The sequence below is a fragment of the Leifsonia sp. Root112D2 genome, assembly GCF_001424905.1.
In the GTDB taxonomy this organism is placed as follows: Bacteria; Actinomycetota; Actinomycetes; order Actinomycetales; family Microbacteriaceae; genus Root112D2.
Genome location: NZ_LMCU01000001.1, coordinates 2644408 through 2669298 on the forward strand (window position 1 = coordinate 2644408; position 24891 = coordinate 2669298).

The 24891-nt window shown below is 66.5% G+C and carries 28 protein-coding genes and 1 other RNA gene; 27 read left to right on the forward strand and 2 right to left on the reverse strand.

Annotated elements, in window-relative coordinates; genetic code table 11:
* Positions 1-2 precede the first annotated feature (2 nt).
* From ASC63_RS12345 to ASC63_RS12435, 18 genes are all read left to right on the forward strand, one after another.
* The gene (locus ASC63_RS12345) at positions 3-437 is read left to right on the forward strand and encodes a hypothetical protein (RefSeq protein ID WP_055813753.1); all 435 of its coding nucleotides are present in this window, start codon (positions 3-5) and stop codon (positions 435-437) included.
* Positions 404-1114 (forward strand): C40 family peptidase, encoded by a 711-nt coding sequence (locus tag ASC63_RS12350; RefSeq protein ID WP_235492237.1) that lies wholly within the window; start codon positions 404-406, stop codon positions 1112-1114. Before ASC63_RS12345 ends, ASC63_RS12350 begins: the two co-directional genes overlap by 34 nt.
* The gene (locus ASC63_RS16135) at positions 1111-2556 is read left to right on the forward strand and encodes a flagellar hook-length control protein FliK (RefSeq protein ID WP_082487577.1); all 1446 of its coding nucleotides are present in this window, start codon (positions 1111-1113) and stop codon (positions 2554-2556) included. The genes ASC63_RS12350 and ASC63_RS16135 overlap by 4 nt, the downstream gene beginning before the upstream one ends.
* 51 nt (positions 2557-2607) lie before the next feature.
* Positions 2608-3081, forward strand: coding sequence for a flagellar hook assembly protein FlgD (locus tag ASC63_RS12365; RefSeq protein WP_055813761.1), 474 nt, complete (start codon positions 2608-2610; stop codon positions 3079-3081).
* 13 nt (positions 3082-3094) lie between these two features.
* A complete protein-coding gene (locus ASC63_RS12370) occupies positions 3095-4273 on the forward strand; it encodes a flagellar hook protein FlgE (protein WP_055813764.1) in 1179 nt (392 codons plus the stop codon).
* Positions 4274-4414: 141 nt separating this feature from the next.
* Positions 4415-4723, forward strand: coding sequence for a flagellar FlbD family protein (locus ASC63_RS12375; RefSeq protein ID WP_082487579.1), 309 nt, complete (start codon positions 4415-4417; stop codon positions 4721-4723).
* The gene (locus ASC63_RS12380; RefSeq protein ID WP_055813768.1) at positions 4723-5487 is read left to right on the forward strand and encodes a motility protein A; all 765 of its coding nucleotides are present in this window, start codon (positions 4723-4725) and stop codon (positions 5485-5487) included. The genes ASC63_RS12375 and ASC63_RS12380 overlap by 1 nt, the downstream gene beginning before the upstream one ends.
* Entirely contained in the window at positions 5484-6386 is a 903-nt protein-coding gene (locus ASC63_RS12385) for an OmpA/MotB family protein (protein WP_055813772.1), read from the forward strand. The genes ASC63_RS12380 and ASC63_RS12385 overlap by 4 nt, the downstream gene beginning before the upstream one ends.
* A gap of 70 nt (positions 6387-6456) precedes the next feature.
* On the forward strand, positions 6457-7356 hold the full coding sequence (locus ASC63_RS12390) for a flagellar motor switch protein FliM (protein WP_235492239.1): 900 nt from the start codon (positions 6457-6459) through the stop codon (positions 7354-7356).
* Between the two features lie 5 nt (positions 7357-7361).
* Entirely contained in the window at positions 7362-8078 is a 717-nt protein-coding gene (gene fliN, locus ASC63_RS12395; protein ID WP_055813775.1) for a flagellar motor switch protein FliN, read from the forward strand.
* A 5-nt stretch (positions 8079-8083) separates the two neighbouring features.
* Entirely contained in the window at positions 8084-8587 is a 504-nt protein-coding gene (gene fliO / locus ASC63_RS12400) for a flagellar biosynthetic protein FliO (RefSeq protein WP_055813778.1), read from the forward strand.
* Entirely contained in the window at positions 8587-9438 is an 852-nt protein-coding gene (fliP, locus tag ASC63_RS12405; protein WP_055813782.1) for a flagellar type III secretion system pore protein FliP, read from the forward strand. The genes fliO and fliP overlap by 1 nt, the downstream gene beginning before the upstream one ends.
* Entirely contained in the window at positions 9438-9713 is a 276-nt protein-coding gene (gene fliQ, locus ASC63_RS12410; protein ID WP_055813785.1) for a flagellar biosynthesis protein FliQ, read from the forward strand. The genes fliP and fliQ overlap by 1 nt, the downstream gene beginning before the upstream one ends.
* Complete coding sequence (locus tag ASC63_RS12415; RefSeq protein ID WP_055813787.1) at positions 9713-10471, forward strand: flagellar biosynthetic protein FliR; 759 nt, start codon at positions 9713-9715, stop codon at positions 10469-10471. The genes fliQ and ASC63_RS12415 overlap by 1 nt, the downstream gene beginning before the upstream one ends.
* On the forward strand, positions 10471-11559 hold the full coding sequence (locus ASC63_RS12420; protein ID WP_055813790.1) for an EscU/YscU/HrcU family type III secretion system export apparatus switch protein: 1089 nt from the start codon (positions 10471-10473) through the stop codon (positions 11557-11559). The genes ASC63_RS12415 and ASC63_RS12420 overlap by 1 nt, the downstream gene beginning before the upstream one ends.
* 51 nt (positions 11560-11610) lie before the next feature.
* Positions 11611-13665 carry a flagellar biosynthesis protein FlhA gene (locus ASC63_RS12425; RefSeq protein ID WP_055813791.1) on the forward strand — a complete coding sequence of 685 codons (2055 nt, stop codon included), beginning with the start codon at positions 11611-11613 and terminating at the stop codon, positions 13663-13665.
* The gene (locus ASC63_RS12430; protein ID WP_157487670.1) at positions 13640-14539 is read left to right on the forward strand and encodes a hypothetical protein; all 900 of its coding nucleotides are present in this window, start codon (positions 13640-13642) and stop codon (positions 14537-14539) included. Before ASC63_RS12425 ends, ASC63_RS12430 begins: the two co-directional genes overlap by 26 nt.
* A 26-nt stretch (positions 14540-14565) precedes the next feature.
* A complete protein-coding gene (locus ASC63_RS12435) occupies positions 14566-14814 on the forward strand; it encodes a carbon storage regulator (protein ID WP_055813798.1) in 249 nt (82 codons plus the stop codon).
* Positions 14815-14949: 135 nt separating this feature from the next.
* Here ASC63_RS12435 and ASC63_RS12440 read toward each other — a convergent pair whose 3' ends face one another.
* Positions 14950-15438: a dihydrofolate reductase gene (locus ASC63_RS12440; protein ID WP_055813801.1), complete on the reverse strand. Its 489-nt coding sequence runs from the start codon at positions 15436-15438 to the stop codon at positions 14950-14952.
* Complete coding sequence (locus ASC63_RS12445) at positions 15435-16253, reverse strand: thymidylate synthase (RefSeq protein ID WP_055813804.1); 819 nt, start codon at positions 16251-16253, stop codon at positions 15435-15437. Before ASC63_RS12445 ends, ASC63_RS12440 begins: the two co-directional genes overlap by 4 nt.
* 87 nt (positions 16254-16340) lie before the next feature.
* Here ASC63_RS12445 and ASC63_RS12450 point away from each other — a divergent pair, with 87 nt between their 5' ends.
* The 9 genes from ASC63_RS12450 to dhaK all read left to right on the forward strand — a co-directional run bounded on the left by ASC63_RS12450 (position 16341) and on the right by dhaK (position 24886).
* Positions 16341-17252: a LysM domain-containing protein gene (locus ASC63_RS12450; RefSeq protein WP_157487671.1), complete on the forward strand. Its 912-nt coding sequence runs from the start codon at positions 16341-16343 to the stop codon at positions 17250-17252.
* 90 nt (positions 17253-17342) lie between these two features.
* Entirely contained in the window at positions 17343-18173 is an 831-nt protein-coding gene (locus tag ASC63_RS12455; RefSeq protein WP_055813806.1) for a Nif3-like dinuclear metal center hexameric protein, read from the forward strand.
* A gap of 57 nt (positions 18174-18230) precedes the next feature.
* A complete protein-coding gene (locus ASC63_RS12460) occupies positions 18231-18965 on the forward strand; it encodes a zinc ribbon domain-containing protein (protein ID WP_055813809.1) in 735 nt (244 codons plus the stop codon).
* 14 nt (positions 18966-18979) lie between these two features.
* Positions 18980-19365: RNase P RNA component class A (gene rnpB, locus ASC63_RS13865), an RNA gene on the forward strand.
* Positions 19366-19491: 126 nt separating this feature from the next.
* Positions 19492-21309, forward strand: a complete 1818-nt coding sequence (locus ASC63_RS12465; RefSeq protein WP_055813812.1) for a hybrid sensor histidine kinase/response regulator transcription factor — start codon at positions 19492-19494, stop codon at positions 21307-21309.
* Positions 21310-21498: 189 nt separating this feature from the next.
* Positions 21499-22359 carry a class II fructose-bisphosphate aldolase gene (locus ASC63_RS12470; RefSeq protein ID WP_055813815.1) on the forward strand — a complete coding sequence of 287 codons (861 nt, stop codon included), beginning with the start codon at positions 21499-21501 and terminating at the stop codon, positions 22357-22359.
* Positions 22360-22362: 3 nt separating this feature from the next.
* Entirely contained in the window at positions 22363-23166 is an 804-nt protein-coding gene (locus tag ASC63_RS12475; protein ID WP_055813818.1) for an HAD-IA family hydrolase, read from the forward strand.
* 8 nt (positions 23167-23174) lie between these two features.
* The gene (gene dhaL, locus ASC63_RS12480) at positions 23175-23825 is read left to right on the forward strand and encodes a dihydroxyacetone kinase subunit DhaL (protein ID WP_055813821.1); all 651 of its coding nucleotides are present in this window, start codon (positions 23175-23177) and stop codon (positions 23823-23825) included.
* 65 nt (positions 23826-23890) lie between these two features.
* On the forward strand, positions 23891-24886 hold the full coding sequence (gene dhaK / locus ASC63_RS12485) for a dihydroxyacetone kinase subunit DhaK (protein WP_055813825.1): 996 nt from the start codon (positions 23891-23893) through the stop codon (positions 24884-24886).
* Positions 24887-24891 lie beyond the last annotated feature (5 nt).

A 24891-nucleotide genomic window follows, 5' to 3' on the forward strand; every position in this document is an offset into this window, starting at 1 on the left:
AGATGGCACGCGCCTTTTCTCTCGCCGGTCTGCTGCGGCTGCGCCACCTGCAGCAGGAGCAGGCCGAGGCACGCCTGTCGGGGGCACACGCGATACTGCGCGAGAACGCCGAACGTCGCAGCCGCACGCGGGCCGCACTCGGTGCGACACCCATCGATGCATTTGACGTCTCGACGCTCGACGCGATAGCCGCGGCGCGAGCATCCTCACGCAGCATGGTGGCCGACCTCGACGCGCTGCGACAGACCCAGCAGGCCGACGTCGATGCCGCCCGTGCCGTCTACGAAGAGGCCCGTGCGCGCTCGATCGGCCTGGAGAAACTGCAGACGCGACACGCCGTCGCGGTGGCGAACGAAGAATTGCATGCCGAGCAGGCCGTGATAGACGAGATCGCCTCGACGTCATGGCACCGAGCGACCCCGGAGGCGACGCGATGACCGTGATGGAAGCCGTGGGCTCGATGCAGCAGATCCAGTCCACCCTCACACAATTGTTCGGTCCGAAAGATGTCGCGAGCAGCACGAGCGCGTCGGCAACCGCCGGCGGCGCGTCGGCCAGCGCTACCGCGTTCGCCCAGGCGCTTTCAGGGGCGCAGGGCGCATCGACGGGCATCGCGAACCCGGCCGGAGCCACGGGTAACGACGTCGTCGCCGACGCGAAGAAGTATCTGGGCGTTCCCTACGTCTTCGGGGGAGAGGACGCGTCAGGTGTCGACTGCTCCGGACTCGTTCAGCGCGTCTTCGCCGATCTCGGCGTGAGCGTGCCCCGGGTCGTTCAGGATCAGGCCACGGTGGGCACCGAGGTGCCCTCGCTCGCCCAGGCGCAGCCCGGTGACCTGATAGTGCTCAAGGGCAACGATCACATCGTGATCTATGCCGGCAATGGCAAGGTCATCCACGCGCCCAGCGAGGGGCGCAACGTGCAGATGGTCGACAACTGGCTCACCGATGATCAGATCGGAACGATCCGGCGCATCGTGCCATCCACCGCCTCGTCCGTGGCGTCGTCCGCGGCCTCCGCGAGCTCGTCGGCGGCCTCGCTGTCGACGTCGTCCGATTCAACGAGCCTCATGGCCGCCCTCCAGGCCGCCATGGCGACGGGAACACTGTCATGAGTCTGCCCATGCCCTCGCTCCCGGTTCAGCCGGCCGCGCCTTCCGTTCCGCCCGCGTCGAGTGCCACGCGATCAGACGGCCACGCCTTCGGCGCCGCTCTGCGCGATGCTCTCGCGCCGGGCAATCAACGTCGCGACGACGCCACCGCGCCGAAGTCGCCCCGGCACGCGAAGACGTCCGATCACCACAACGACAATGCACAGGCCACCACGACGGATGCGGGCGTGGCCTCCGCGGCCGCCCCGGCCGCGCCTGCACCGACTTCTCTCGGCATGCCTGTTCCCGGCACTGCGACGCAGGCGGCGGCATCCGCAGCTGCCACGGTGGTCCCCGTCCCGGTCGCTGAGCCTGCCGAAGCGTCCGGGACGACGCCAAGCGTGCCAGCAACAGTCGCTCCGGCCGCGGGCGGCGTGACGGCGACGGCCTCGATCACCCAGGCGCCGGCCGCACCCGCGGCCCCCGTCGCGTCACCTCCGTCGAGTCGCACGCCGTCGGTCGTGCCAGCACTCGCTGCACAGACGGGCATAGTACAGACAGCCGCCGTGCAGCCGGGCGCAGCAGGAGCATCCACAGCATCGGCATCCGCCGGACCGTCGACCGCCCCCGTTGCCTCCGCGACCGGAGCATCTCCTTCACCGGCCGCGCCGACCGTGCCTGTCGGCGCGGCGTCAGCGGCGGCGAGTGCACAGCCGCAGGCAACAACCCCGAGCGCAACAACCGCACCGGTTGCTCCTGCGGCACCCGCGGCTGCGGCTGCGCCGACCCCGCATACGCCCGCGGCTGGCCACGCCCCGACGGTACCGGCCGCCGTGCCGGCGACCGCGGTGTCGAACACTCCTGTTGTGGCCGCCGAGCACGCCCAGGCGGCGCCGATGCCGACAACCGGCATCGCAGCGGATGCCGCAACAACGCAGCTCCCGCCCGTCATGCCTGCAGCGCCGTCGGCCCAGCCACTCGTGACGCCCGCACCCGTGGCATCCGCCCCGGCACCCGCGCCGCCGACTCCGACACCGCTCGCGCCCCAGATTGCCGCACCCCTCTTCACTCTCGCGGGAGCGAAGCCCGGTGATCACGTGCTCACGGTCTCCGTCACGCCGGATGCCCTCGGCCCCGTCACCGTGCGGGCGCACGTCGGCACCGACGGCGTGCGCGTCGAACTCTTCGCGCCGAGCGATGGCGGACGGGACGCGCTGCGCGGGATTCTGAACGATCTGCGCCGCGATCTTGCGGCTGGCGGCATGAACGCGCAACTGAACCTGTCGTCGCAGAACCAGCCGTCGGATGCCGGGGGACAGGCGGCGGCACGCGACCGCCCCGTACCCGGTCAGACGGCCGACGGTAACGCCGACACCAACCCGCGAACGGCCGAGCCGCCGCATGTGCGTGACTCTCACGCACGTCACGCGCTCGCCTCGACATCCACCATTGACGTTCTCGTCTGAGACCCACGACCCTCCAGCCCGCTGGAGAAGCCAGCAGAGAAGAGACCAGTAATGCCCATCGATACCGTGCCCCCCGTGACCAACGGCATCTACGCGACGCCGCCGACCCGCGCGCCCAAGCAGAGCCTCGACGCCGAGGCCTTCATGAGCCTGCTCGTCGCCCAGCTGAAGAACCAGGATCCGAGCTCGCCGATGGACACCGGCCAGATGATTCAGCAGACCACCCAGCTGGCCATGATGGAGCAGATGACCCAGCAGACCACGACGAGCAACGAGAACTTCTCGTTGCAGATGCGCATCGCCGCATCGGCCATGGTCGGTCAGACGGTGACGTACTCCGGCAAGGACGGCGAGACCGTCAGCGGAATTGCGAGCGCCGTGTCGTTCGCTGGCCCGGTTCCCCAGGTCACCGTCGACGGCGTGGACGTTCCGCTCGACGTCATCTCGGGCGTGAAACACACGCCAACCACCGCAGAAACCACTGCTCCAGCAGACACCACGACTCCCGCAACAACCACCAACTGAAAGGCAGCACCTCATGCTTCGCTCACTGTATTCAGGCATTTCGGGCCTGCGTTCGCACCAGACCATGCTCGATGTCACCGGCAACAACATCGCCAACGTCAACACGACCGGGTTCAAGTCCTCCTCGACCCAGTTCCAGGACACGCTCTCGCAGCTGCAGCAGGGTGCCAGCGGCCCCCAGGCCACGATCGGCGGCACCAACCCGGCCCAGGTCGGACTCGGCGTGCAGGTCGCGGGCATCGCCACCAACTTCACCCAGGGGTCGGCCCAGGCCACGGGTAAGCCCACCGACATGATGATCTCCGGAGACGGATTCTTCACCGTGAAGGTCGGCAACGAGACCCTGTACACCCGCGCCGGATCGTTCAACCCCGACTCCGACGGGCGCCTCGTGACCCCGGATGGCGCGATCCTGCAGGGGTGGCCGGCCGTCAACGGCGTGGTGTCGACCGGCGGAGCCACCGGCGACCTGACGCTGCCGCTCAAGGCCGTGTCTCCCGCAGCGGTGACAACCACCTCAGCGGTCACCGGCAACCTGCCCTCGGATGCCGCGGTCGGCACCGAACTCGTGCGCGACATCAAGGTGTACGACGCGGCCGGAAAGGCCAGCAACCTGACACTGACGTTCACGCGGAATGCCGCAACGGGCTGGGACATCTCGGCGAACGCGGCCGGCGGCGCGGCTGTCACCGGCTCGGTGACGTTCAACGCCGATGGAACGCTCAACACGAGCGCCCTCACCCCGGTGAATGGGATTGCCGTCGATCTTGCCGGCCTCACGGGCTATGCGGGAATCACCACGGTGAGCATCGCCGAGCAGAACGGCCGCGCCGCAGGCACGCTGGACACCTTCACCCTTTCCAAGGACGGCACGCTCATCGGCACCTTCAGCAATGGAGACACCGAACCTATCGGTCGCATCGCCCTGGCGAACTTCGTGAACCCCGGCGGCCTGGAGAAGGCGGGATCCTCGGCCTACCGTGCCACCGTCAACTCCGGAACCGCGGCGCTCGGAACGGCCGGTGCAGACGGACTCGGTCAGCTCACCGCAGGCAGCCTCGAGATGTCGAACGTCGACCTCTCGCAGGAGTTCACCAACCTGATCGTCGCCCAGCGCGGCTTCCAGGCCAACGCCCGCATCATCACGACCTCAGACGAGGTGCTGCAGGAACTGACGAACCTCAAGCGATAATTCGTTCTTTATCGCTGACAACTGTCGGCCGCCCACGATGCCTAACGGCAACGCTGGGGCGGCCGACAGTACTGGTTAAGCGCAGATCGGCGGAGCCGGTCGGGCCAGGAAGGCTGGCGCTAAGAATTCAGGGATGAGCGCATGATCGTCGTTACTCGACTCAATGACAGTCAATTTGCGGTCAACCCTGACCTCATAGAACGCATCCACGCGCATCCCGACACCACCCTCGTCATGGTCGACGGCGCCACGTACATCGTGACCGAGACCATGGCCGAGATCATCGAGATGATCGCGGGCTATCGGGCTCATGTCATTGCCCTGGCCCGTGCGCTTCCCATTGAGGTCGAGCAGCCGCTGAACCAGCGACCCGGCCTGGTCGCCGTACCGGATGCCGCCCCGGTGGTTGACACACATCCGACACCGCTTCCTCACGCAAGGGGGATCTGATGGATCCGGCAACCCTCATCGGCATGGTGCTCGCGTTCGGCGCGCTCGTGACCATGGTGGTCATGGACGGGGCGAGCATCACCTCGCTGTTGATTCCTGCCCCCATGATCTTCGTACTCGGGGCCACGGTGGCCGTCGGCATCGCGAGCGGCACCATCAAGGACGCGCTGCTGGCCGTCAAGGCGCTCCCGCGCGCGTTCAAGGGCAAGGTAAGCCCGCCGCAGGCCATCATCGACCAGGTGGTCTCGCTCGCCGAGACGGCGCGCAGGAACGGCCTGCTTGCCCTCGAGCAGGAGGCGGAGGGCGTCGACGACCCTTTTCTGAAGGATGCCCTGCAGAACATCGCCGACGGCACGGATGCGGAGGAATTGCGCATCATGCTCGAAGACCAGATCGCGACCCAGGCGCGCTCGAATCGCACGGCCGCAAAGTTCTTCGCCACGATGGGCGGCTACGCGCCGACCGTCGGCATCATCGGCACGGTTGTCTCGCTCACCCACGTTCTGGAGAATCTGGACAGCCCGGCGACCCTCGGGCCCGCGATTGCAAGCGCATTCGTAGCCACCCTGTGGGGGCTGCTCTCGGCCAACTTTCTCTGGCTTCCTATCGGCGCACGCCTCTCGCGGCTCTCTGAGCTGGAGGTGGAGCGTATGACGCTCCTGATGGAGGGCATCCTGGCGGTGCAGGCAGGCAGCCAGCCCCGTCTGCTGGGGGAGCGACTGCGTGCGATGGTACCGGCATACGCGCTGCCGCAGGCCGCATGAGCGCCCGGGGGCGTCGGCGCCGCGGGGCCGAGGCCGAACCCGAACACGACACGAGCGAGCGCTGGATGGCGTCGTACATGGACATGGTCACCGTGTTGATGTGCATGTTCATCGTGCTCTTCTCGATGTCGGTCGTCGACAAAGACAAGTACCAGGAGTTGAAGAACTCCCTCGCCACGGGATTCGGCACCACCAAGACCGAGAAGATCGATTCGGCAACCGGTGTCGTGGTTCCGCCCGAGAAGCTGCACGACAAGGCGCAGGGTTTCACCGACACGAAGACCATCGATACCGCGCTCACGGATGCCGAACTCGCGGCCAAAGAGCTCGACGCTCTTACCGCTCTTGAGGCGAAAATCCACGCGGCACTGGCGAAGCAAGGCCTGGCGAGCGCCGTCGACCTCGGGCTCGACCAGCGCGGACTCACGATTCGCCTGATCGGCTCGGAGACGTTCTTCGCCACGAACAAGGTCGACCTCACGCACAAGGCGATCCAGGTGTTGGATGCCGTCGCCCCTCCGCTCGCAGCCACGGTTTACGACGTGTCAGTGGAGGGACACGCGGATTCCCGCACGGCTTCCTACCCGTTCCCTACCAACTGGGAACTCTCCACGGGGCGTGCCACCCAGGTGCTGCGGCACCTGGTGGAGACCGGCGGGGTGAAGCCGCAGCGGATCGCGGCGGTCGGTTACGGGGACAGCCGGCCGCTGGCATCCGGCAGCTCGGATGCCGCGCTCGCCAAGAATCGGCGGGTCGATATCGTCGTGCTCTCCCAGCAGCCGGAGGAGGTACGCGCACTGATCCCCGGCATTCTCAAGCAACGTCAGGCCGCCGCTGCGAAAGGGGCCGCTGCGAAAGGGGCCGCGACGGCAGGCACGGCGCAGCCCGGCGGCCCCTAACAGGTGCGCGCCCGGGTGCGCGCGAGGTGTTCGCCTAACCGCACGGGTCGGGCGGCCGATAGTGTGCTGCGTGACGGTCCAGGAACACGCGGTATCGGGCGCGCCCATCAAAGCGCCCACGGTGGCGGAGGTCTATGACTTCCGCCGACCCACCACGCTCGCCCGCGAGCACTCCCGCGTGCTCGAGCTGGCCTTCGAGACCTTCGCACGCCAGTGGGGTACACAGCTCACCGCCAAGGTGCGTGTTGTCACCCAGGTCTCCTGCGAACAGGTGATCATGTCGGCGTACGACGAGTACGCCGCGGGGCTGCCCGCGCAGACCGCGATGGTGCTGTGCGAGATCACCGACACCGAGCCCAAGGCTGTCTTCCAGTTTCCCACAACGGCCGCCCTGTCGTGGGTGTCGCACATGCTCGGCAGCAACGGCGTGCAGACCATGCCCGAGCGTAAGTTCACCCCGCTCGAGCAGGTGCTGATACGCCGCCTGATGGACGATGCGCTCGAGGATCTGCGCTACTCGCTTGGCTCCCTGCTCGTGAACGGCGTGAGCGTCAACGGTATCCAGTACAACTCGCAATTCGCCCAGGCGGCGGCGACGGGCGATCTCATGATCGTTGCCTCCTTCACGATTCGCATGGGTGAGGAACTCACGCCCGCCACACTGGCCATTCCCGCCGAAGTGCTGCTGCCGCAGCTCGGCCAGGCGAATCCCGTCAATTCAACGCTGGATGCCCGGGAGCTGGTGCAGGCGCAGATCGCACATGTGCCCGTCGAGGTCTCGCTGCAGCTGAAGCCCGCCATGGTGCGGCCCAGCATGATTCTCAATCTCGCGGCGGGCGACCTGCTGCCGCTGCCACACCCCCAGCACCGTCCGTTCGACCTCGCGGTTGACGGGCTGCCGCTTGCCCGCGCCGCCGTCGGAGCAAACGGCTCCCGGCTCGCCTGCGTCGTCGTCACATCCAAGGAGTAATCGAAATGACCACAGCAGTTCAGCCGGCTCTCGGCCAGAACCTTCACGAAGCCGCCATCGACGCGCTGCTGCGGCAGCTGCCCTCGGCCGAGCCGCTCGAGGCGCGACGCCTCGAGGACAGCGCGGCGAGCGTCATCGTCGGCTCAGCCGTTGTCGCATCCTTCGTCGGCGCGACGTCCGCAGATTTTGCGATAGCCCTGACCGATGGCGACGCGCTGGCGACGGCGGCCGGAGGCGACGGGCCGTCTGTCTCGATAGTGGATGTGCTGCACCCGGCGCTGGAGGCGGCATCCGCTGTGCTCGGCACCGGCGTTCTTGGGGCCGGCATTCTCGAGGAGGCTCCCGCCCTGTTCTCCGACCCGGAAGCGACGGTGTTCGAGCTGCTCGCGGCCGGCGAGAGCGCGGGCTGGGTCGCCATTCGGCTGCGTGAGAACGGAACCGTCGCGCAGAGCACTGCCTCCGACGACCGGTCCGTTGTGGGCAAGCTCGGCCGCATCAGCAACGTCGAGATGGCCCTGACGGTGGAGATCGGTCGCACCCGCATGTCGGTGCGCGACCTGCTCGCGCTGGAGCCGGGCGCGGTCATCGAGCTGGATCGGTCCGCGGGCGCACCCGCCGACATCCTTCTCAACGGCAGGCTCATCGCGCACGGGGAGGTCGTCGTGGTCGACCAGGACTACGCCGTGCGCATCACCTCGATTCTCGATGTGGCGGACATCTAAAAAGCATGGACACCGTCTTTCTCGCCTTGCGGGTAGCACTGTCGCTCGCGGCCGTGCTCGCCCTGCTCTGGCTGCTGCAGCGCCGTTTGGGCAAGCGCGGCGGCAAGCGCGCGGCGGCGGGGAGCATCACGGTGGTCGGCCGACAGAGTGTGGGCAGGCGTGCGAACGTCATCATGGTCGACGTTGACGGCACCCGACTGCTGCTCGGCGTGACCGACCAGACCGTGAGCGTCTTGCACAGCGCCGACGTTCCCGAGGAACGCTCCACGGCGGACGAGTTTGCGCAGTCTCTTCAGGAGGCCACGATGCCGGCGCGCTCGATCGCCGCGCACTCCGCAGCAGTTTCGAGTGGCACCACGGTTCCAAGCGGCACGGGGGAACCGGGGGCTTCTCCGGTCGCCATGCTGCGCCCGCGGCGTGATCGCAGTGCTGTGGGCAAGCTGGGCGGCTCCATCCTGTCCCCGGCCACCTGGAAGCAGACGGGCGCCGCCCTGCGGCAGAGCCGGTGATGGTTCAGTCGGGGCGTCTTCGGCTGCCCACGAAGCTCACCCGGCTGGCTCGCCCTCTCGCGCTGGTCGCCGTGGCACTCGTGTGCATCGCCGTGATGGTTCTCGTGGCCGCCACTGCCGCTCACGCCGCGCCGATCGATCCCGCCCCGCCGACCACTCCGACGCCGCCCGCGGACCCGGGCGGTCTCTCCATCTCGATCAACGGGCCGAACGGCAAGCCCGCCGACGCTATAGTCACCCTGCTCGGCATCACGATGCTCTCCGTTGCCCCGGCACTGCTCATGATGATGACCTCGTTCACCAAGATCTTCGTGGTGCTGGCCATGACCCGTAACGCGCTGGCGCTGCCGTCGATCCCGCCGAATCAGGTGCTCGCGGGCCTTGCGCTGTTCCTGTCACTGTTCATCATGGCTCCGGTCATCTCAGACATCAACACTCATGCCCTGCAGCCGTACATGAACGGGCACATGACGTTCGACGCAGCGGTGCAGGCGGCATCCGGGCCCCTGCGCACCTTCATGCTCGCGCACACCCGCGAGGAGGATCTCGCCCTGATGACCAGGGCCGCGCACCTGCCGAACCCCGCAGATGCCGCCAGCGTGGACATCACCACTCTGATTCCGGCGTTCATGATCTCCGAACTGCGCGCCGCGTTCATCATCGGTTTCGTCATCTTCGTGCCATTCCTGGTGATCGACCTCGTCGTGTCGGCCGCACTCATGTCGATGGGCATGATGATGCTTCCGCCCGTGATGATCTCGCTGCCATTCAAGATCCTGCTGTTCATCCTCGTCGACGGATGGGGACTGATCATCCAGTCGCTCATCACGAGTTACCAGGGGAGCGGCTGATGGACACCAACGCCGTCATGGACATCGGCATGCAGGCTCTCCTCGTCGCGGCCAAACTTGCGGCGCCCATTCTCATCACGGCGCTTGTCGTCGGCTTCGCCATCTCCCTGCTGCAGTCGATCACGCAGATCCAGGAGGTGACGCTCGCGTTCGTGCCGAAGGCCGTCGCGGTCGCCGTGGCGCTGCTCGTCGCCGGGCACTGGATGATCTCCGAGATCGTCTCGTTCACGAATGAGATGTTCGCCCGCATTCCTCATCTGCTCGGCGGTGGCTGATGGACTTTCACCTCGACGTGGGCTGGCTCGAGGCCGTTCTGCTCGCCTGCGTGCGGATGACCGCCTTCATCATGATCGCCCCGCCGTTCTCATCCAACGCCTTCCCATTGCGCATCAAGGGGATGCTCGCGGTCGGCCTGTCCCTCGCTGTCGCGCCCACCGTGACGCACGACTTTGTCTCGCCCGACACCGGCGGGTTCCTCGTGGCGCTCGTGGTGCAGGCCGTCATCGGTGCCGCTCTCGGCTTTCTCGTCATGCTGGTGTTCGCTGCCGTGCAGTCGGCGGGCAGCCTCATCGACATGTTCGGCGGCTTCCAGATGGCGCAGGCGTTCGACCCGCAATCCATGATCAACGGCGCACAGTTCACTCGACTGTTCCAGATGACGGCCATCGCCCTGCTGTTCGCCTCCGACGGCTACCAGCTCATCATCGGCGGGCTCACTCGCAGTTTCACGGCGATACCGCTCGGAGGCGAACTCAATCTCACGCAACCTGTTGCGGCCATGATGAACGCCGTCACCCAGATGTTCCTCGCCTCGGTACAGATCGCCGGGCCGCTCATCGTCGTGCTCTTTCTGGCGGATGCCGGCCTCGGCCTGCTCACGCGCGTTGCCCCCGCGCTCAACGCCTTCGCGATGGGCTTCCCGCTGAAGATCCTGCTCACGCTCATGCTCGCCGGCGTCGTCTTCGTGGCCATGCCGCGCGTGGTGGCGTCGTTGACCGGCAATGCCGTCGGAACTCTCGTGGGGGTGAACTGATGGCTGATTCTGATTCCGGTGAACGCAGCGAGGCCGCGACCCCCAAGCGCATGAAGGAAGTGCGCGACAAGGGCCAGCTCTCCACCTCGAAAGACCTGACGGCCTGGCTCGGCGTCGGCGCCGCCGCACTCATGATGCCGGTGACCATCGCGACGGCCGCCGCGGCAGGCACCGCGCAGTTCGTCACGGTGCGCACCGCCATAACCGAGGCGGACCCGATGCTCGCCGTTCAGGCGCTCGGCGACGGCCTCGGTTCGATTCTCGGTACCATCTCGCCGATTCTCCTCGTGGTGGTGATAGCCACGCTCGGCGGCTCGGTCCTGCAGGGCGGCATCCACCCCAAGAAGTTCAGGGGCTCGTTCGAACAGTTCAATCTGGTGGGCGGTGTCAAGCGGGTCTTCGGCACGCGCGCCCTGTGGGAGGGCGTGAAGGCGCTGCTCAAGACCGCGGTGCTCGGTCTCGTGCTCTACTCGGCGATCCAGTCGCTCATGCCCGTGCTCATGGGCGCCGGTGGGCTGCCGGTGACCGCTTTGCTCGACGCGGCCGGAGAGGGAGTCGCGACGATGTTGCGGGTGGCTGTGATGGTCGGGCTCCTGCTGGCCGTTGCCGATGTGTTCGTGATCATCAGGCGAAACCGCAAGAAGACCCGCATGACGAAGAAGGAGATCAAAGACGAACACCGCAGTTCAGACGGTGATCCGATGATCAAGTCGCAGCGCCGCTCGAGACAGCTCGCCATGAGCCGCAACCGCATGATCGCGGCGATCTCCGGTGCGGATGTCGTGCTCGTCAACCCGACACACATCGCGGTGGCCCTGAAATACGAGCCGGGAAAGTCGGCGCCCCGTGTTGTGGCGAAGGGGGCCGGCATCATCGCCGCACGCATCCGCGAGCAGGCCGAGACCGACCATGTGCCCATGGTCAAGGACATCGCCCTGGCCCGCGCCCTGCACTCCTCCTGCGAGATCGGCCAGGAGATTCCGCTCGAACTCTACAACGCCGTCGCGCGCGTGCTCGCGTTCGTGATGGCTCTCAAATCCCGCGGCGCCTCGAGAGGCATGCACGCCATGACCGCGGCCGCCGCATGACCGGGCGCACCAGAACGATTCAAGCCGAATCATCCATCAAGGGGAACTGACATGAAGACACGAAATCTCGCGAAGCTCGCGGTGCCTGTCGGCGTCGTCGGCATCATCATGCTGCTCATCATGCCGGTGCCGGCATGGCTGCTCGACTTTCTCATCATCATCAACATCCTCTTCGCCCTGGTCATCCTGCTGACCACCATGTTCGTCAAGAAACCGCTCGACTTCTCCGTCTTCCCCTCGCTGCTGCTGGTCGCGACGCTGTTCCGGCTCGGTCTCAACGTCGCATCGACCCGGCTGGTGCTGGGGGAGGGCTACGCCGGCCAGGTGATCGCCGCGTTCGGGCATGTGGCCGTGGGCGGCTCGATGATCATCGGCGCCGTGGTGTTCCTGATCCTGGTCGTCATCCAGTTCGTGGTGGTCACCAAGGGCGCCGAGCGCGTTGCCGAAGTGGGCGCGCGCTTCACCCTCGACGCCATGCCCGGCAAGCAGATGGCCATCGACGCCGACCTGAACGCCGGCCTGATCACCGATACCCAGGCGCGCGAACGCCGCGCGGGAGTCGCGGCCGAGGCCGACTTCTACGGTGCCATGGACGGCTCGAGCAAGTTCGTCAAGGGTGACGCGATAGCCGGCATCATCATCATCATCATCAATATCGTCGGTGGAATCGCCATCGGCATGGTGCAGCGCGGCATGGACATCGGCGACGCCATCAACACCTACACGCTTCTGACGATCGGTGACGGTCTCGTCACGCAGATTCCGGCGCTGCTCATGGCGGTCTCCACGGGCATGATCGTGACCCGCTCGAATGTGGACACCGAGATGGGCTCGAGCGCATCCGCCCAGCTGACGCAGTCGCGCATGGCGTTGACCATTGCCGGATGCGCCGCGATAGTACTCGCGCTCATTCCCGGCATGCCCATGATCCCGTTCATTCTCGTGGGCGCATTCCTCATCATCGCCGCGCAACGCATGGACAAAGCGCGCCGGACAAAACAGGCTGCAGAGGAGTCCGCTGCCGCCGCAGGCAAGGGCACCTCGCCGTCGGAGACCACCGACGACCTGATCGAAGCGATGCGGGTGCACGCCGTGGAGATCCAGCTCGCGCCGGATCTCGTCGACCTCGTCTCGGGCGCATCAGAAGATCTTCTCGGTCGGGTGCGCGCGCTCAGGCGCAAGATCGCCATGGAGCTGGGCGTGGTGGTGCCGCCCGTGCGCACGCGCGACAGCGTGGACCTGCCCCCCTCCACCTATGTGATCCGCATCGCCGGGGTCGAATCGGGCCGCGGCATCGCTCCCGGCGGCAAGGTGCTGGCCCTCGGAGAGAACCTCGACGCGCTGCCCGGCACGGCCACTATCGAGCCGGTGTTCGGGCTCAACGGCAAATGGGTGCCCAACGAGATGCGGGCCGGCGCCGAAATGACCGGCGCAACGGTGATCGACAGGGTTTCCGTGCTCGTCACGCACCTCTCCTCGATCGTCACGGCGAATGCGGCACGACTGCTGACGCGCGAAGACGTGCGCGTGCTGACGGAGGGGGTCAAACAGATCAACCCCTCGGCCGTCGACGAGCTGGTTCCCGGCATCCTCTCCCTGGCGGAGGTGCAGCGCGTGCTGCAGGGCCTGCTCGTGGAGCAGATTCCCATCAACGACCTTCCGCGCATCTACGAGGCACTGCTGTTGAGGGCCAAGGTCTCCACCGATCCGGAGGGTCTCATCGAGGCCGCTCGAACGGCCCTCGGACCCGCCCTGATCGCGCAGTACCTCGACGGTGCACTGCTGCGCGTGATCATGATCGACCCGCTGCTGGAACAGAGCCTGCTCGAGGGAATGCGGCCGTCGGAAACCGGCACCCAGATCGTCATGGATCCCGCCCGCATCGATGCGGTGCTCGGTTCGCTGCGCACCGCTGTCGCCCAGGTTGAGGCGCAGGGGGTGACGGCCGTGCTCGTGTGCGCACCTGCGCTGAGACCGGCCATCCGCCGTCTTGTGGCGGGCCAGACGGGTGGAATGCCCGTGCTCTCCTATCAGGAGGTCACCTCGGCCGCCGTGAATATCGAGACCGTGGGGGTGGTTCGTGTCGCCGAGATTGCTGCAGCTTGAGGCGCCGTCCCTGCACGCCCTGAGGGAGCGCGTGCTGGCCGAGCACGGACCGAACGCCCGGGTGATAGCCGCAGAGAAAGTCACGGTCGGGGGCATCCGTGGCTTCTTCGCCCGTCACCACTATGAGGCGACGGTCGAGGTCGACGGTGAGAGCGAGGGGGAGCGCGCATCCGGTGGTCACGTGATGTTCGACCTGCCGAGTCGGGTCGGTCTTGCGGCCCTGCTCGAGAGCGCGGACGGTGAGGAGGCCGCGTTGCATGCGGCCTCCACCACCCCCACGCTGTCGACCCAGGCACCGGACTTCGCGGCGCTCATGGACAACCTCGTCTTCAATACGGCGTCGGGCCCGGATGCGCACGCGGCGTTTCCCGCGCCCCCTCCCGTCGTTCCCACACTCGCGGCGGCGGCCGGTGACCTGGTGGTCATCGTTGGCGTGGCGGAGGCCGCCCTCGCGGTCGCCCGTTCCATGGCGACGCTCGCCGGAAGCAGCGATGTACGCCTCGCGGGGGCGCTGGCGGCTTCCACGAACGATACCGTCGTCGACAGGCGCACAGCGACCGCGGCACGCGCCGAGGGCGTTCGCGGCGAACAGTGCGTGTACGTGGCGTTCGGAATCACGCCCGGCGTCGGAATCTCCCGATCGGCCGTGACCACCCTGACGCGTATCGATGCCGATCAGCTCTGGCTCGCCGTGGATGCCGGTCGCAAGCTCGACGACACGGCCCGCTGGGTCACCGCCATCGCCGCCGCGACGCCGGTGCATGCGTTGGCCGTCTCGGGAGTGTCGGCGACGGCGACCCCGGCTACCGTCAACGAACTCGGTATTCCGGTCGGCTGGGTGGACGGCGCGCCCGCTGCAGCGACACGGCTGTGAACCCTCGGCTGCGATAGGGTGGCCGAGTGCTGGTATTGACGAGAAAACCGGGGGAGAAGATCCTCATCGGTGACGATATCGTCGTGACGGTACTCGAGTCGCGGGGCGACGGCATCCGCATCGGCATCGATGCGCCTCGCGGCATCAGCATTCAGCGCGCAGAGGTCATCAAGGCCGTCGCCGAAGCCAACCTTGAGGCGGCGCATGCCGATGTCGACGCCGAGGCAAAACTGCGCTCACAGCTCGGCCTGAACCGCCCGAGTGACAGCGAGTAAGTGAGATACTGAACACATGGAAACGTTTGAGTGGGCCTATCTGCTGGTATTCATGGCCGTCGGGCTCGTTCTCGGCGTCATGGGCGCCGTGGCCATGATCAAGGCCCCGTACCGCAAAGACTGACCGGCAGAACCTCAGGCGCGCACGTAGCTCGTGAAGCGGTAGCGCAGGCCGGTACGCGACTCTATCCAGCCGTTCGTCGGCTGTGCCGCGGTCACCGCCCATTCGGCCCCGATAACCGGCGCCATGGTGTCTCCATTGACGTCGAGGTCGATGTCTGTCACCTCGAGCCGATCGGCGAGAGCAATGGTTGCCGCATAGAGCTGCGCGCCACCGATCACCCAGATGTTGTCGTCATCGACGGCGAGCGCCTGCTCGACGGATGCCACAGCCTCGGCACCCTGCGCCTGCCAGCCCGGCTGGCGGCTCACCACGACATTGCGCCGTCCCGGCAGCGGCCGAAAGCGCGGCGAGAGTGAGTCCCAGGTGCGGCGGCCCATCACGACCGTGGCGCCGGCAGTGACCTGTGTGAAATGCGCCAGGTCTTCGGGCAGGTGCCACGGCATGCCGCCGTCTCGGCCAATGACTCCGTTGGTCGTCTGGGCCCAGATGAGGCCACTCACACCGCAACCGCGCCGCGGATGGCGGGATGATGCTGGTAGTTCTCGAGAGTGAAGTCCTCGAACTCGTAGTCGAAGACGTGTTCACGCTTGTTCGCAATACGCAGTGTCGGCGCGGGGTACGGCTGCCGGCTCAGTTGCTCGGTGACCTGTTCGACGTGGTTGTCATAGATGTGGCAGTCCCCGCCCGTCCAGACGAACTCGCCCGGCTTCAGTCCCACCTGTTCGGCGATCATCATCGTCAGCAGCGCGTAGCTGGCGATGTTGAAGGGAACACCGAGAAAGAGGTCGGCACTGCGCTGGTACAGCTGGCAGGAGAGTCGTCCGTCTGCGACATAGAACTGGAACAGGGCGTGACAGGGCGCCAGGGCCATCTGCGGAATGTCCGCGACGTTCCAGGCCGAAACGATCATGCGCCGCGAGTCGGGGTCGGTGCGCAGCGTCTGGATCACCTGCGAGATCTGGTCGATGTGATCGCCGTTCGGCGTCGGCCAGGAACGCCACTGCACCCCGTAGACCGGGCCCAGCTCGCCAGCGGCATCCGCCCATTCGTCCCAGATGGTGACGCCGTGCTCGCGCAGCCAGCCGACGTTGCTCTCGCCGCGCAGAAACCAGAGCAGCTCGTAGGCGATGGATGGGAAATGCACGCGCTTGGTGGTGATGAGGGGAAAGCCCTCGGCCAGGTCGAAGCGCAGCTGGCGACCGAACACACTGCGCGTGCCGGTTCCAGTGCGGTCGGACTTGGCCGCGCCGGAGGCGAGCACCTCCCTCAGCAGGTCCTCGTACGGCGTGGCAATCTGCGGCGTCGTCGATGTCATCCCCACGATGGTACGACGCCGGCGCCCCCTGCCGCGCGCGCCGGGCCGCACTTTCGCGTCCCACTAGTATTCGGTGGTGGGGGAATCATGAACACGAGCCTGAGGCGACGCATCGCCGCTATCGGCATCGCCGTCGCTTTCACGGCCACGCTGGCCGGATGCTTCCCCGTCGCCACGAAAGCCGCCGCGCACGTGAAGCACGGCCATACCGCCGAGGCCACCCCATCCGCATCCTCAACCCCGACGCCGTTGCCGACAGCCCCGACCGCGGCCCCGGATCCGGCGGCCTCGCGTGCGGCAACCCCTGAGCCGGTCAGCGCACCGGCGCCCGCCCCGACGCTGACTCCCGTTCCGCACGGAACGGTCGTGGCACAGGCAGATGTGGCCTCCCCGAAGGGGAGCATCCATTTTCACTATCGCATTGTCGCGAACGGCGACAACACGTACTCCGCGCAGTACTCCGGCTTCACGTCAACGATTCCGGTGCCGGTCTCTGTCACCCTCCTCGATGTTGCGCCGCGTGTCGGCGATGGACTCACGTACCACGGAGTCGGTGACCATCGACTCGGCGGCCCGACCGCTGCCGCTGCACCGGCGTCATCGGCTTTGCTGGGCGACACCAGCCAGCCCTCCTACCTCGGTACTCTCGTGACCTACTCGTCGGCAGCCTCTGCTGACGGCGTTCCCTTGGAACTCGGACCGAACAAGGTTCTGGCCGTGAACAGCGTGCACTGGAGCATCCCGGTGCGTACATCCAATGTGCGCCCGGTCGACGCCGGCACGCGCGCCTATGCCTCGGGAAAGGTCACGGCGCAAACCGCCAGTGGCGCCCCGAAGCGTTACCTCATCGCCCCGGGCGACGTCACCTCCGTGGTCGCGCAGCGTTTCGGCATTTCGATCGCCGACCTCATCTGGCTGAACGCGAATCTTCAGGTATTCGGCGACCAGCAGTACCTGTACAAGGGCACGACACTGAATCTGGACCCTGACAGCCTCTGACCGCCTCTGACCGCCTCTGACGGGCTGCGGACAACGACGCAGCCCTGCAGCGAAATCCGCTGGCATCGGCAAGCAAGTAGGCTCTGTGATGTGCCTTTCACTCTCGCCGATGTCAATGCCGTGATCGAACGGCTCTGGCCACTTTCGGGCGCCGAAGACTGGGACGCGCCGGGGGTACTTTCAGGAGATTTCACGGCTGAGATCGGCTCGATCCTGCTTGCCGTCGACGCGGTTGCGGAGACCGTCGACGAGGCCATCGACTCCGGTCACGGGCTGCTGCTGAGCCACCACCCGTTGCTGCTGCGCGGCGTCAAGACCGTGGCCGAAAACCGCTACAAGGGAGCGCTGCTGGCCAGACTCATCCGCGCCGACTGCGCCTTGATCGCCGCCCACACGAACGCGGACGTTGTCGCCGAGGGAACATCCGCCGTGCTCGCAGACAGGCTGGGCCTGCTGCAGACGCAGCCGATAGTCCCGTCCGCGGCGTCAGACGCCTCACCGGGTACCGGCATCGGTCGGGTCGGTATTCTCACCGAGCCCACGACGCTGGGCCGTCTTGCCCGCAGCCTTGCGGAGATCTTGCCGGCGACGGCATCCGGGGTGCGGGTCGCGGGCGACTTCGACGCGCCCATCAAAACCGTCTCACTGTGCGGTGGGGCCGGTGACGCGTATCTCGCTGAGCCTGCTGTGACCGCATCGGATGTCTACATCACGGCCGATCTGCGCCACCACCCCGCATCGGAGGCCAGGGAACAGGCGCGACTCGGTGGCGGGCCCGCTCTGATCGACGTGTCCCACTGGGCGAGCGAATGGTTGTGGCTCGACACCGCCGCCCGGCAACTGCGTGAGGCGTTGCCCGGCATCCGTGTCGAGGTGAGCGAGCTGCGCACCGACCCCTGGGATTTCGCCGTCGTACAGTAGTCAGCACCCCTCTCAGCCTTCAGACAACGCCACATCGTCATCAACGTCAGGACCGCCGTGAAAGCAACCCCCGCCGAACAAAACGAACTCTTGCGCCTGCAATCGATCGACACGGGCCTGCAGCGCCTTGATCATGCGGCCAGAAATTTGCCCCAGGACGCCGAACGCACGGCGCTCGAGCCGCAACTGGCGACCGTTCGAGCCAAACATGCCGCGCGTACGGGTGAGCTGGAGGACGCGCGCATCGAGCTGCGGCGCGTAGAGTCCGACGTCGAGGTGGTCGAGGCGCGCATCGACCGCGACTCGGGCCGGTTGCAGCAGACCGCGTCGGTCAAGGACATTCAGGGCCTCGAAACCGAACTGGCGTCGCTGCGCACCCGCCGCTCCGATCTGGAGGAGATCGAGCTCACGGTGATGGAGCGCATCGAAGAACTCGAGGCCACCCTCGCCGACATCGACGAGGAGCGCACGGCACTCACGGCACAGTTTGACGCGCTCGAATCGGCCAGAAGCCAAGAATTGGGAGTGCTCGACGCGCGGCGTGCCGCGCTCGGTGACGATCGCGAAACGGTGCTGCGCGGTATCCCGACCGAGCTTGTCGCGTTGTATGAGAAGCAGCGTGCACGCTACGGAACGGGCGCGGCACTGTTGCAGCGCGGCGTCTCCCTGGGCAGCAACACCGCACTGAACGCGAACGACCTCGACACCATCCGCCGCGCGGCGCCCGACGACGTTGTGCTCTGCCCCGAGAGCAGTTGCATTCTCATCCGCAACGAGGAGTCCGGCCTGTAGTCTTGAATCTGGAATGGGCCGGCAAGACGGTCGCGTCATTCGTGTCGCAAGGCACAGATGCCGAGGAACGTCCGGGCTCCGCAGAGCAGGATGGTGGGTAACACCCACCCGGGGCAACCCGCGAGACAGTGCCACAGAAAACAGACCGCCGCTGAATCTGGCCTTCGGGTCGTGTTCGGGGGTAAGGGTGAAACGGTGGTGTAAGAGACCACCAGCGGCCAGGGTGACCTGGTCGGCTCGGTAAACCTCGTCCGGAGCAAGGTCAGACAGGAAACTATGAGGCTGCTCGTCTCGTTTCCGGGTAGGCCGCTAGAGGGCTGCGGCAACGTAGTCCCGAGAGAGATGGCCGTCCAGCGCTTTCGAGCGTGAACAGAACCCGGCGTATCAGCCGGCCCATTCCCTTACCCTCGCGTGCGACGGAGATCGCTCATGCTGGCGTCGTGGCCCCTGAGGGAAGAAGATGGAGCTGCGGGCCTCGCAGCCTGATGCGTCGCAGCGCCCGCACCTGATTCCTCAAGGGTGAGTGATGAGACCACATACGACGGCCGATCCGGAGCGCCTGCGCGCGCAGCTGCGCACCTTGTCCGCAATGGCGACCGATCTGGCGGGGCAGTTCAGCCTGCAGCCTCTTCTCGAGCGGATTCTGCGGCACACGATGGAACTCCTGAACTGTGACAGCGGCTCGATCTGCACCGTCGATGAGGCAGCGGGCGTCTACCGCAAGGAAGTCGACCTCGGCGTCGGTTGTCTCGAGGGGCAGACCTTCCCGCTCAGCGAAGGGGTCACGGGTGAGGTCGTGCGGGTGCGCGGCCCGGTCATCTTCGACGAATACGCCGAGGTGAGCGGCGGCCATATCCCCGAGGACGAACGCGAAGCGCTGCACGGGGTGATAGGCGTTCCGATCAGGTGGAACGGCATCGTCATCGGCAGCTGCGTCATTTTCAGCCGGGATCCGCAACGGCGATTCACCCAGGAGGATGCGGCGCTGCTCGAGCTCTTCGCGACGCACGCCGCCATAGCGATAACCAACGCGCGCCTGCACGCGCTCGCCACGGATCGGGCGAGCGAGGCGGCCATCATGGCGGAGCGCGAGCGCGCGGTCCGCGACGTGCACGACACCGTCGGACGGGGGCTCGCGGCGGTGCTGCTGCACCTGGATGCCGCCGAGCGCGACCACGCCGAAGCCCGGGACCCGAGTGCCGAACTCTCCCGTGCCCGGATCGCGGCCGGCTCTGCCCTCACCGAGACGCGCCGCACCGTACTGGGACTCGGCCCCGCGCTGTTGGACGGGCATTCGCTGGGCGAGGCGATGGCGCTCGAGCTCGCCTGGGTCGAATCGACGACGACCGTCACGAGCCGACTGGTGGTGATCGGCGAGACCCGCGCACTTCCCCCGGAAACGGTGCGCCAGCTGTTCCGGATCGTGCAGGAATCGCTGACCAACGTCATCGAGCACGCCCGTGCTTCCCACGTGCGGGTCGGACTCGTCTACGGCGGCGATGCTGTCACCGTCCTCATCGAAGACGACGGACGCGGATTCGACGTGGCGACGATGAACGAGGCAATTGCGAACCCTGCGGATCGCCCGCTGGGACTCCAGGGTCTGTTGGCACGCGCTGCTCATCTGGGCGGGTTCGTCACGGTTGATTCCACCGTCGGCTGGGGTACCAGGGTGCGGGCTGAATTCCCTGTGGCGGGCGCTGCGGTCATGGGGGCTGCGCACCCTCGATGGCAGGTGCTCGTCGTGCATGAAAGCCCGATGGTGCGTGCCGGTCTGGTTCGCATGCTCGGGCTCGCGGAACCGGATATCCAGGTCGTCGGGGAGCTCGGGGAGTCCTCCCAGGTCATCGACGCGTTCGAGCTGTTGCGTCCGCATGTCGTACTCGTGCACCTCGCGATGCCCCACGTCGACGGTGTGCGTCTCACCTCCTATCTGCGTGCGCTGGATTCCGGTGCCGCGGTCGTCATGCTCGCCGACTCGGCGAATGATGAGCGCATTCGTGACGCGGCCGCGGGCGGGGCCGTCGGTTTCGTGACAGCCGACGTCGACGCGCCGGGGCTTGCACGCGTGCTCGTCGCGGCCGCCAGGGGTGATGCACCGATGGCGGCCGAACTCTTCGGCAGTCTTGCGTTGGTCTCGATGAGTGCGCTCGATGAGGAGGGACTCACGGCTCGCGAGCAGGAGGTGCGGACTCACCTCGAGCGAGGTCTTGCAGACAAGCAGATCGCCGGCCTGTTGAACATCTCCGTGAAGACTGTCGAGAAGCATGTCGGTGCGATTCTGCGCAAGACAGGCGCGGCGAATCGCACGGTACTCGCCGTGCGAGCGGCACTGAGGCGTTGAAGCACTGAGGCGTTGAAGCACTGAGGCGTTGAAGTACCGAGGCGTTGAAGTACCGAGGCGTTGAAGCACCGAGGCGTTGAGGCGCGCTGTCCGGATGGAGGGAATCCCTACCCGATGGTGGGAGTAATCCTCATGGTGCCGTGGTCATCCTCAGACTTAGGGTGACCTCAGGCGAACGAGGAGGTTCCCGTGTCAGTCGTGTCTTTGAAGGAGATCGTCGATCGGGCGTTCGATGCGCGCTACGGTGTGCCCGCCATCAACGTGGTGAACGACCTCACTCTCGAAGCCGTTCTCGCGGGCGCCGTCGAAGCGCGCTCGCCCGTCATCGTGCAGACATCGGTCAAGACGGTCAGATCGATCGGATCGGCCGTGCTCTTCGGAATGTGGACCTCGATGACGGCCGGAATCGAGGTTCCGGTCACACTTCATCTCGATCACTGTCCCGATCGCGCCGTGATCAGCGAGTGTCTCGAGCGTGGCTGGAATTCCGTGCTCTTCGACGCATCGACCCTCGACGTGGCAGAGAACCAGCGCCAGACGGTCGAGGTCGTCGCCGAGGCGCGTCGTTATGGCGCGCATGTCGAAGGCGAGATCGAGGCCATCCGGGGCGTGGAGGACGGAATCGGCTCCGACACCGAATCGGTGCGGCAGAGCCTGCAGACCGCACTGGGTTTCATCCGCGAGACAGGGGTCGATGTGTTCGCGCCCTCCATCGGCAACGCCCATGGTGTCTACTCCCGCACGCCTCACCTCGATTTTCAGCGGGTCAGCGACATCGTCGAAGCCACGGGAGTGCCCATCGCCTTGCATGGCGGCAGCGGTATGACGGATGCGCAGTTCGCCGATCTCATCTCGCGCGGCTGTGCGAAGGTCAATATCTCGACCGCCCTCAAGATCGAGTTCATGCGCTCGAGCCTCGCCTTCCTCAAAGGCGCTGAGGAGCGCGACAACTGGGATCCGCCGTCGTTCTTCAGCGACGTGCGCTCCCATGTCGTCGCTCTCACAACGGGCCTTGCCACCACGTTCGGCAGCGCCGACAAGGCGTGGTGAGACGTGCCACACCTCCTCTTCGACTGCGACGGCGTGCTGGCCGACACCGAGCGCAACGGCCACCTGCCCGCGTTCAATCAGACCTTTGCCGAGTTCGGTGTGCCGGTGCACTGGAGCGACGCCGCCTACGCACGGAAGGTCCTGATCGGCGGCGGCAAGGAACGCATGGCAAGCGTCGTGACGGCCGAACTCGCGGCCGAGATCGGCCTGCCCGACGATGAGGATGCTCGGCGCGAGGCGATAGCACGATGGCATCGACGCAAGACCGAGATCTACACCGAACGGGTCGAGCACGGCGAGCTTCCGGCCCGGCCGGGCATCGTCCGCATCACCACGGCCGCGGCGGCAGCGGGCTGGGGCCTGGCCGTCGCGTCGACGTCGGCCGAAGCATCCGTGCGCGCCGTTCTCGTTCATGCCGTCGGAGAGGAGCTCGCCGCACGCTTCTCGGTCTTCGCGGGCGATGTCGTACCTCACAAGAAGCCGGCGCCGGACATCTATCTGCTGGCCCTGACCGAACTCGGCATCAGCCCGGACGAGGCGATAGTCGTCGAAGACAGCGGCAACGGGCTTGAAGCGGCCCTCGCGGCCGGACTGCGCACCATCATCACGGTGAGCGCCTATACGACGGACGACGACTTCGACGGAGCCGCCCTCGTTGTGAGCTCCCTGGGAGACGATGACGAGCCGGCGACCGTCATCGACGATCCGCTTGTCCTCCGCCCGGGCCACGTCGTCACCCTCGACGAGCTGAACACTGTTCTCACCCGCCCGCGACCGGCCCGAGCGGCCGACGACGAGACCCGATAGGAGAAGTGATGTCGACCCGGAGCTTCGCAGACACCGAATTCATCGTGCGCACCATCGCGCAGACGGCCGTTGACAACGAGAAGGAGTTCGGTGAGCTGGATGCCGTCGTGGGCGACGGCGACTTCGGATTCTCTCTCGCACGCGGCTTCGAGATCGTGCTCGCGGACTGGGACGGTTATGACCGCGGCGACATCGGCACCTTTCTGCAGAAAATTGCCGTCGTCATCACGGGTCGCATCGGCGGAACCTCCGGTCCGATCTGGGGAACAGCGTTTCTGCGGGCGGCCGCCATTGCCAAGGGGCGACAGGATCTGAGCGGCGACGATATGGTGGCGATCCTGCGCTCGGCGATGGACGGAATCAAGGCACGAGGGGGCGCGGAGCTCGGCGATAAAACGCTCCTGGATGCCCTCGCACCGATGACGGAGACGATCGCGGCGGGCCTCGCCAAGGGGGACGGGGCTGACGCGATAGTCGCTGCCGCCGCGTCCACCGCGCGCGATGCCGCCGACGCGACAACAACGATGCAGGCGCGCCGGGGTCGTGCCGCGTATACGGGAGAACGCAGCATCGGCTCCCCGGATCCAGGCGCGGTCGCCGTCGCCGTCATCCTCGAACGACTCGCCTCGGAATGGACTGGACGCGATCAGACGACCTGACGGGGCTGGCCCGCCATGGCAGATTCACCGCGCAGATGTGCGCCGATGGACAAATGGAGAGAGAAATGAAGAAGTTTGTCAATGACCCGTTGAAGTATGTTCCCGAGATGCTTGCCGGGATTGCGCTGGCCAATCCGGACACGCTCCGATATGTGCCCGAATACAACCTCATCATGCGCACCGATGCGCCGCGGGAGGACAAGGTCTCGATCATTCAGGGTTCCGGGTCCGGGCACGAACCGGCTCACGTACTCACGGTGGGCAAGGGCATGCTCGACGGCGCCTGCCCGGGCGATGTCTTCGCCGCGCCGCCCATGGACTACGTCTACGAGACGACGAAGCTGTTGGCGTCGCCGAAAGGCGTACTCCTGCTGGTGAACAACTACACCGGAGACCGTATGGCTTTCGACATGGCGCAGGAGATGAGTCTTGCGGACGGGGTGAAGGTGAAGACACTCTTCATCGATGACGACGTCTCGGTCAAAGACTCCACGTATACGGTTGGCCGCCGCGGGGTCGCCGGCAACTTCTTCGTGATGAAGGCCGTCGGTGCCGCGTCCGAAGCGGGGGCCGAACTCGAGGAGATCGTTCGCATCGGCGAGAAGGTCAATTCCGTCACGCGCACCATGGGGCTGGCCCTCACGGCGTGCACGCCGCCCGCCAAGGGCTCGCCACTCTTCGAGCTCGGCGAGGACGAGATCGAGATCGGTGTCGGCATCCATGGGGAGCCTGGCCGGCGGCGCGCACGGATGGCGCCGGCCGATGAACTTCTCGATGAGCTCCTCGATCCTGTCGTGGCGGATCTGCCATTCGAGAGCGGTGATCGGGTTGCGCTCATGATCAACGGTTTGGGGGGAACGCCGATCAGCGAGCTTTACATCCTCTACGGACGCGCACACCAGCTGCTCACCGAGCGTGGCATCACGGTCGCTCGCAGCTACGTCGGAGAATACTGTACATCGCTCGACATGGCTGGGGCGTCCCTCACCCTCGTTCGACTCGACGACGAGATCGACGGGCTTCTTGCCGCCCCCGCGGAGATCGGAGCACGCATCTTCTGAGGGTC

Coding starts and splice junctions, on each gene's coding strand:
- ASC63_RS12465 (WP_055813812.1), top strand. CDS start 19,492: ATGAGACCACATACGACGGCCGATCCGGAGCGCCTGCGCGCGCAGCTG.
- ASC63_RS12345 (WP_055813753.1), top strand. CDS start 3: ATGGCACGCGCCTTTTCTCTCGCCGGTCTGCTGCGGCTGCGCCACCTG.
- fliO (WP_055813778.1), top strand. CDS start 8,084: ATGGACACCGTCTTTCTCGCCTTGCGGGTAGCACTGTCGCTCGCGGCC.
- ASC63_RS12350 (WP_235492237.1), top strand. CDS start 404: ATGGCACCGAGCGACCCCGGAGGCGACGCGATGACCGTGATGGAAGCC.
- ASC63_RS12425 (WP_055813791.1), top strand. CDS start 11,611: ATGAAGACACGAAATCTCGCGAAGCTCGCGGTGCCTGTCGGCGTCGTC.
- ASC63_RS12415 (WP_055813787.1), top strand. CDS start 9,713: ATGGACTTTCACCTCGACGTGGGCTGGCTCGAGGCCGTTCTGCTCGCC.
- dhaL (WP_055813821.1), top strand. CDS start 23,175: ATGTCGACCCGGAGCTTCGCAGACACCGAATTCATCGTGCGCACCATC.
- fliQ (WP_055813785.1), top strand. CDS start 9,438: ATGGACACCAACGCCGTCATGGACATCGGCATGCAGGCTCTCCTCGTC.
- ASC63_RS12450 (WP_157487671.1), top strand. CDS start 16,341: ATGAACACGAGCCTGAGGCGACGCATCGCCGCTATCGGCATCGCCGTC.
- ASC63_RS16135 (WP_082487577.1), top strand. CDS start 1,111: ATGAGTCTGCCCATGCCCTCGCTCCCGGTTCAGCCGGCCGCGCCTTCC.
- fliN (WP_055813775.1), top strand. CDS start 7,362: ATGACCACAGCAGTTCAGCCGGCTCTCGGCCAGAACCTTCACGAAGCC.
- ASC63_RS12375 (WP_082487579.1), top strand. CDS start 4,415: ATGATCGTCGTTACTCGACTCAATGACAGTCAATTTGCGGTCAACCCT.
- ASC63_RS12370 (WP_055813764.1), top strand. CDS start 3,095: ATGCTTCGCTCACTGTATTCAGGCATTTCGGGCCTGCGTTCGCACCAG.
- fliP (WP_055813782.1), top strand. CDS start 8,587: ATGGTTCAGTCGGGGCGTCTTCGGCTGCCCACGAAGCTCACCCGGCTG.
- ASC63_RS12365 (WP_055813761.1), top strand. CDS start 2,608: ATGCCCATCGATACCGTGCCCCCCGTGACCAACGGCATCTACGCGACG.
- ASC63_RS12380 (WP_055813768.1), top strand. CDS start 4,723: ATGGATCCGGCAACCCTCATCGGCATGGTGCTCGCGTTCGGCGCGCTC.
- ASC63_RS12420 (WP_055813790.1), top strand. CDS start 10,471: ATGGCTGATTCTGATTCCGGTGAACGCAGCGAGGCCGCGACCCCCAAG.
- dhaK (WP_055813825.1), top strand. CDS start 23,891: ATGAAGAAGTTTGTCAATGACCCGTTGAAGTATGTTCCCGAGATGCTT.
- ASC63_RS12445 (WP_055813804.1), bottom strand. CDS start 16,253: ATGACATCGACGACGCCGCAGATTGCCACGCCGTACGAGGACCTGCTG.
- ASC63_RS12385 (WP_055813772.1), top strand. CDS start 5,484: ATGAGCGCCCGGGGGCGTCGGCGCCGCGGGGCCGAGGCCGAACCCGAA.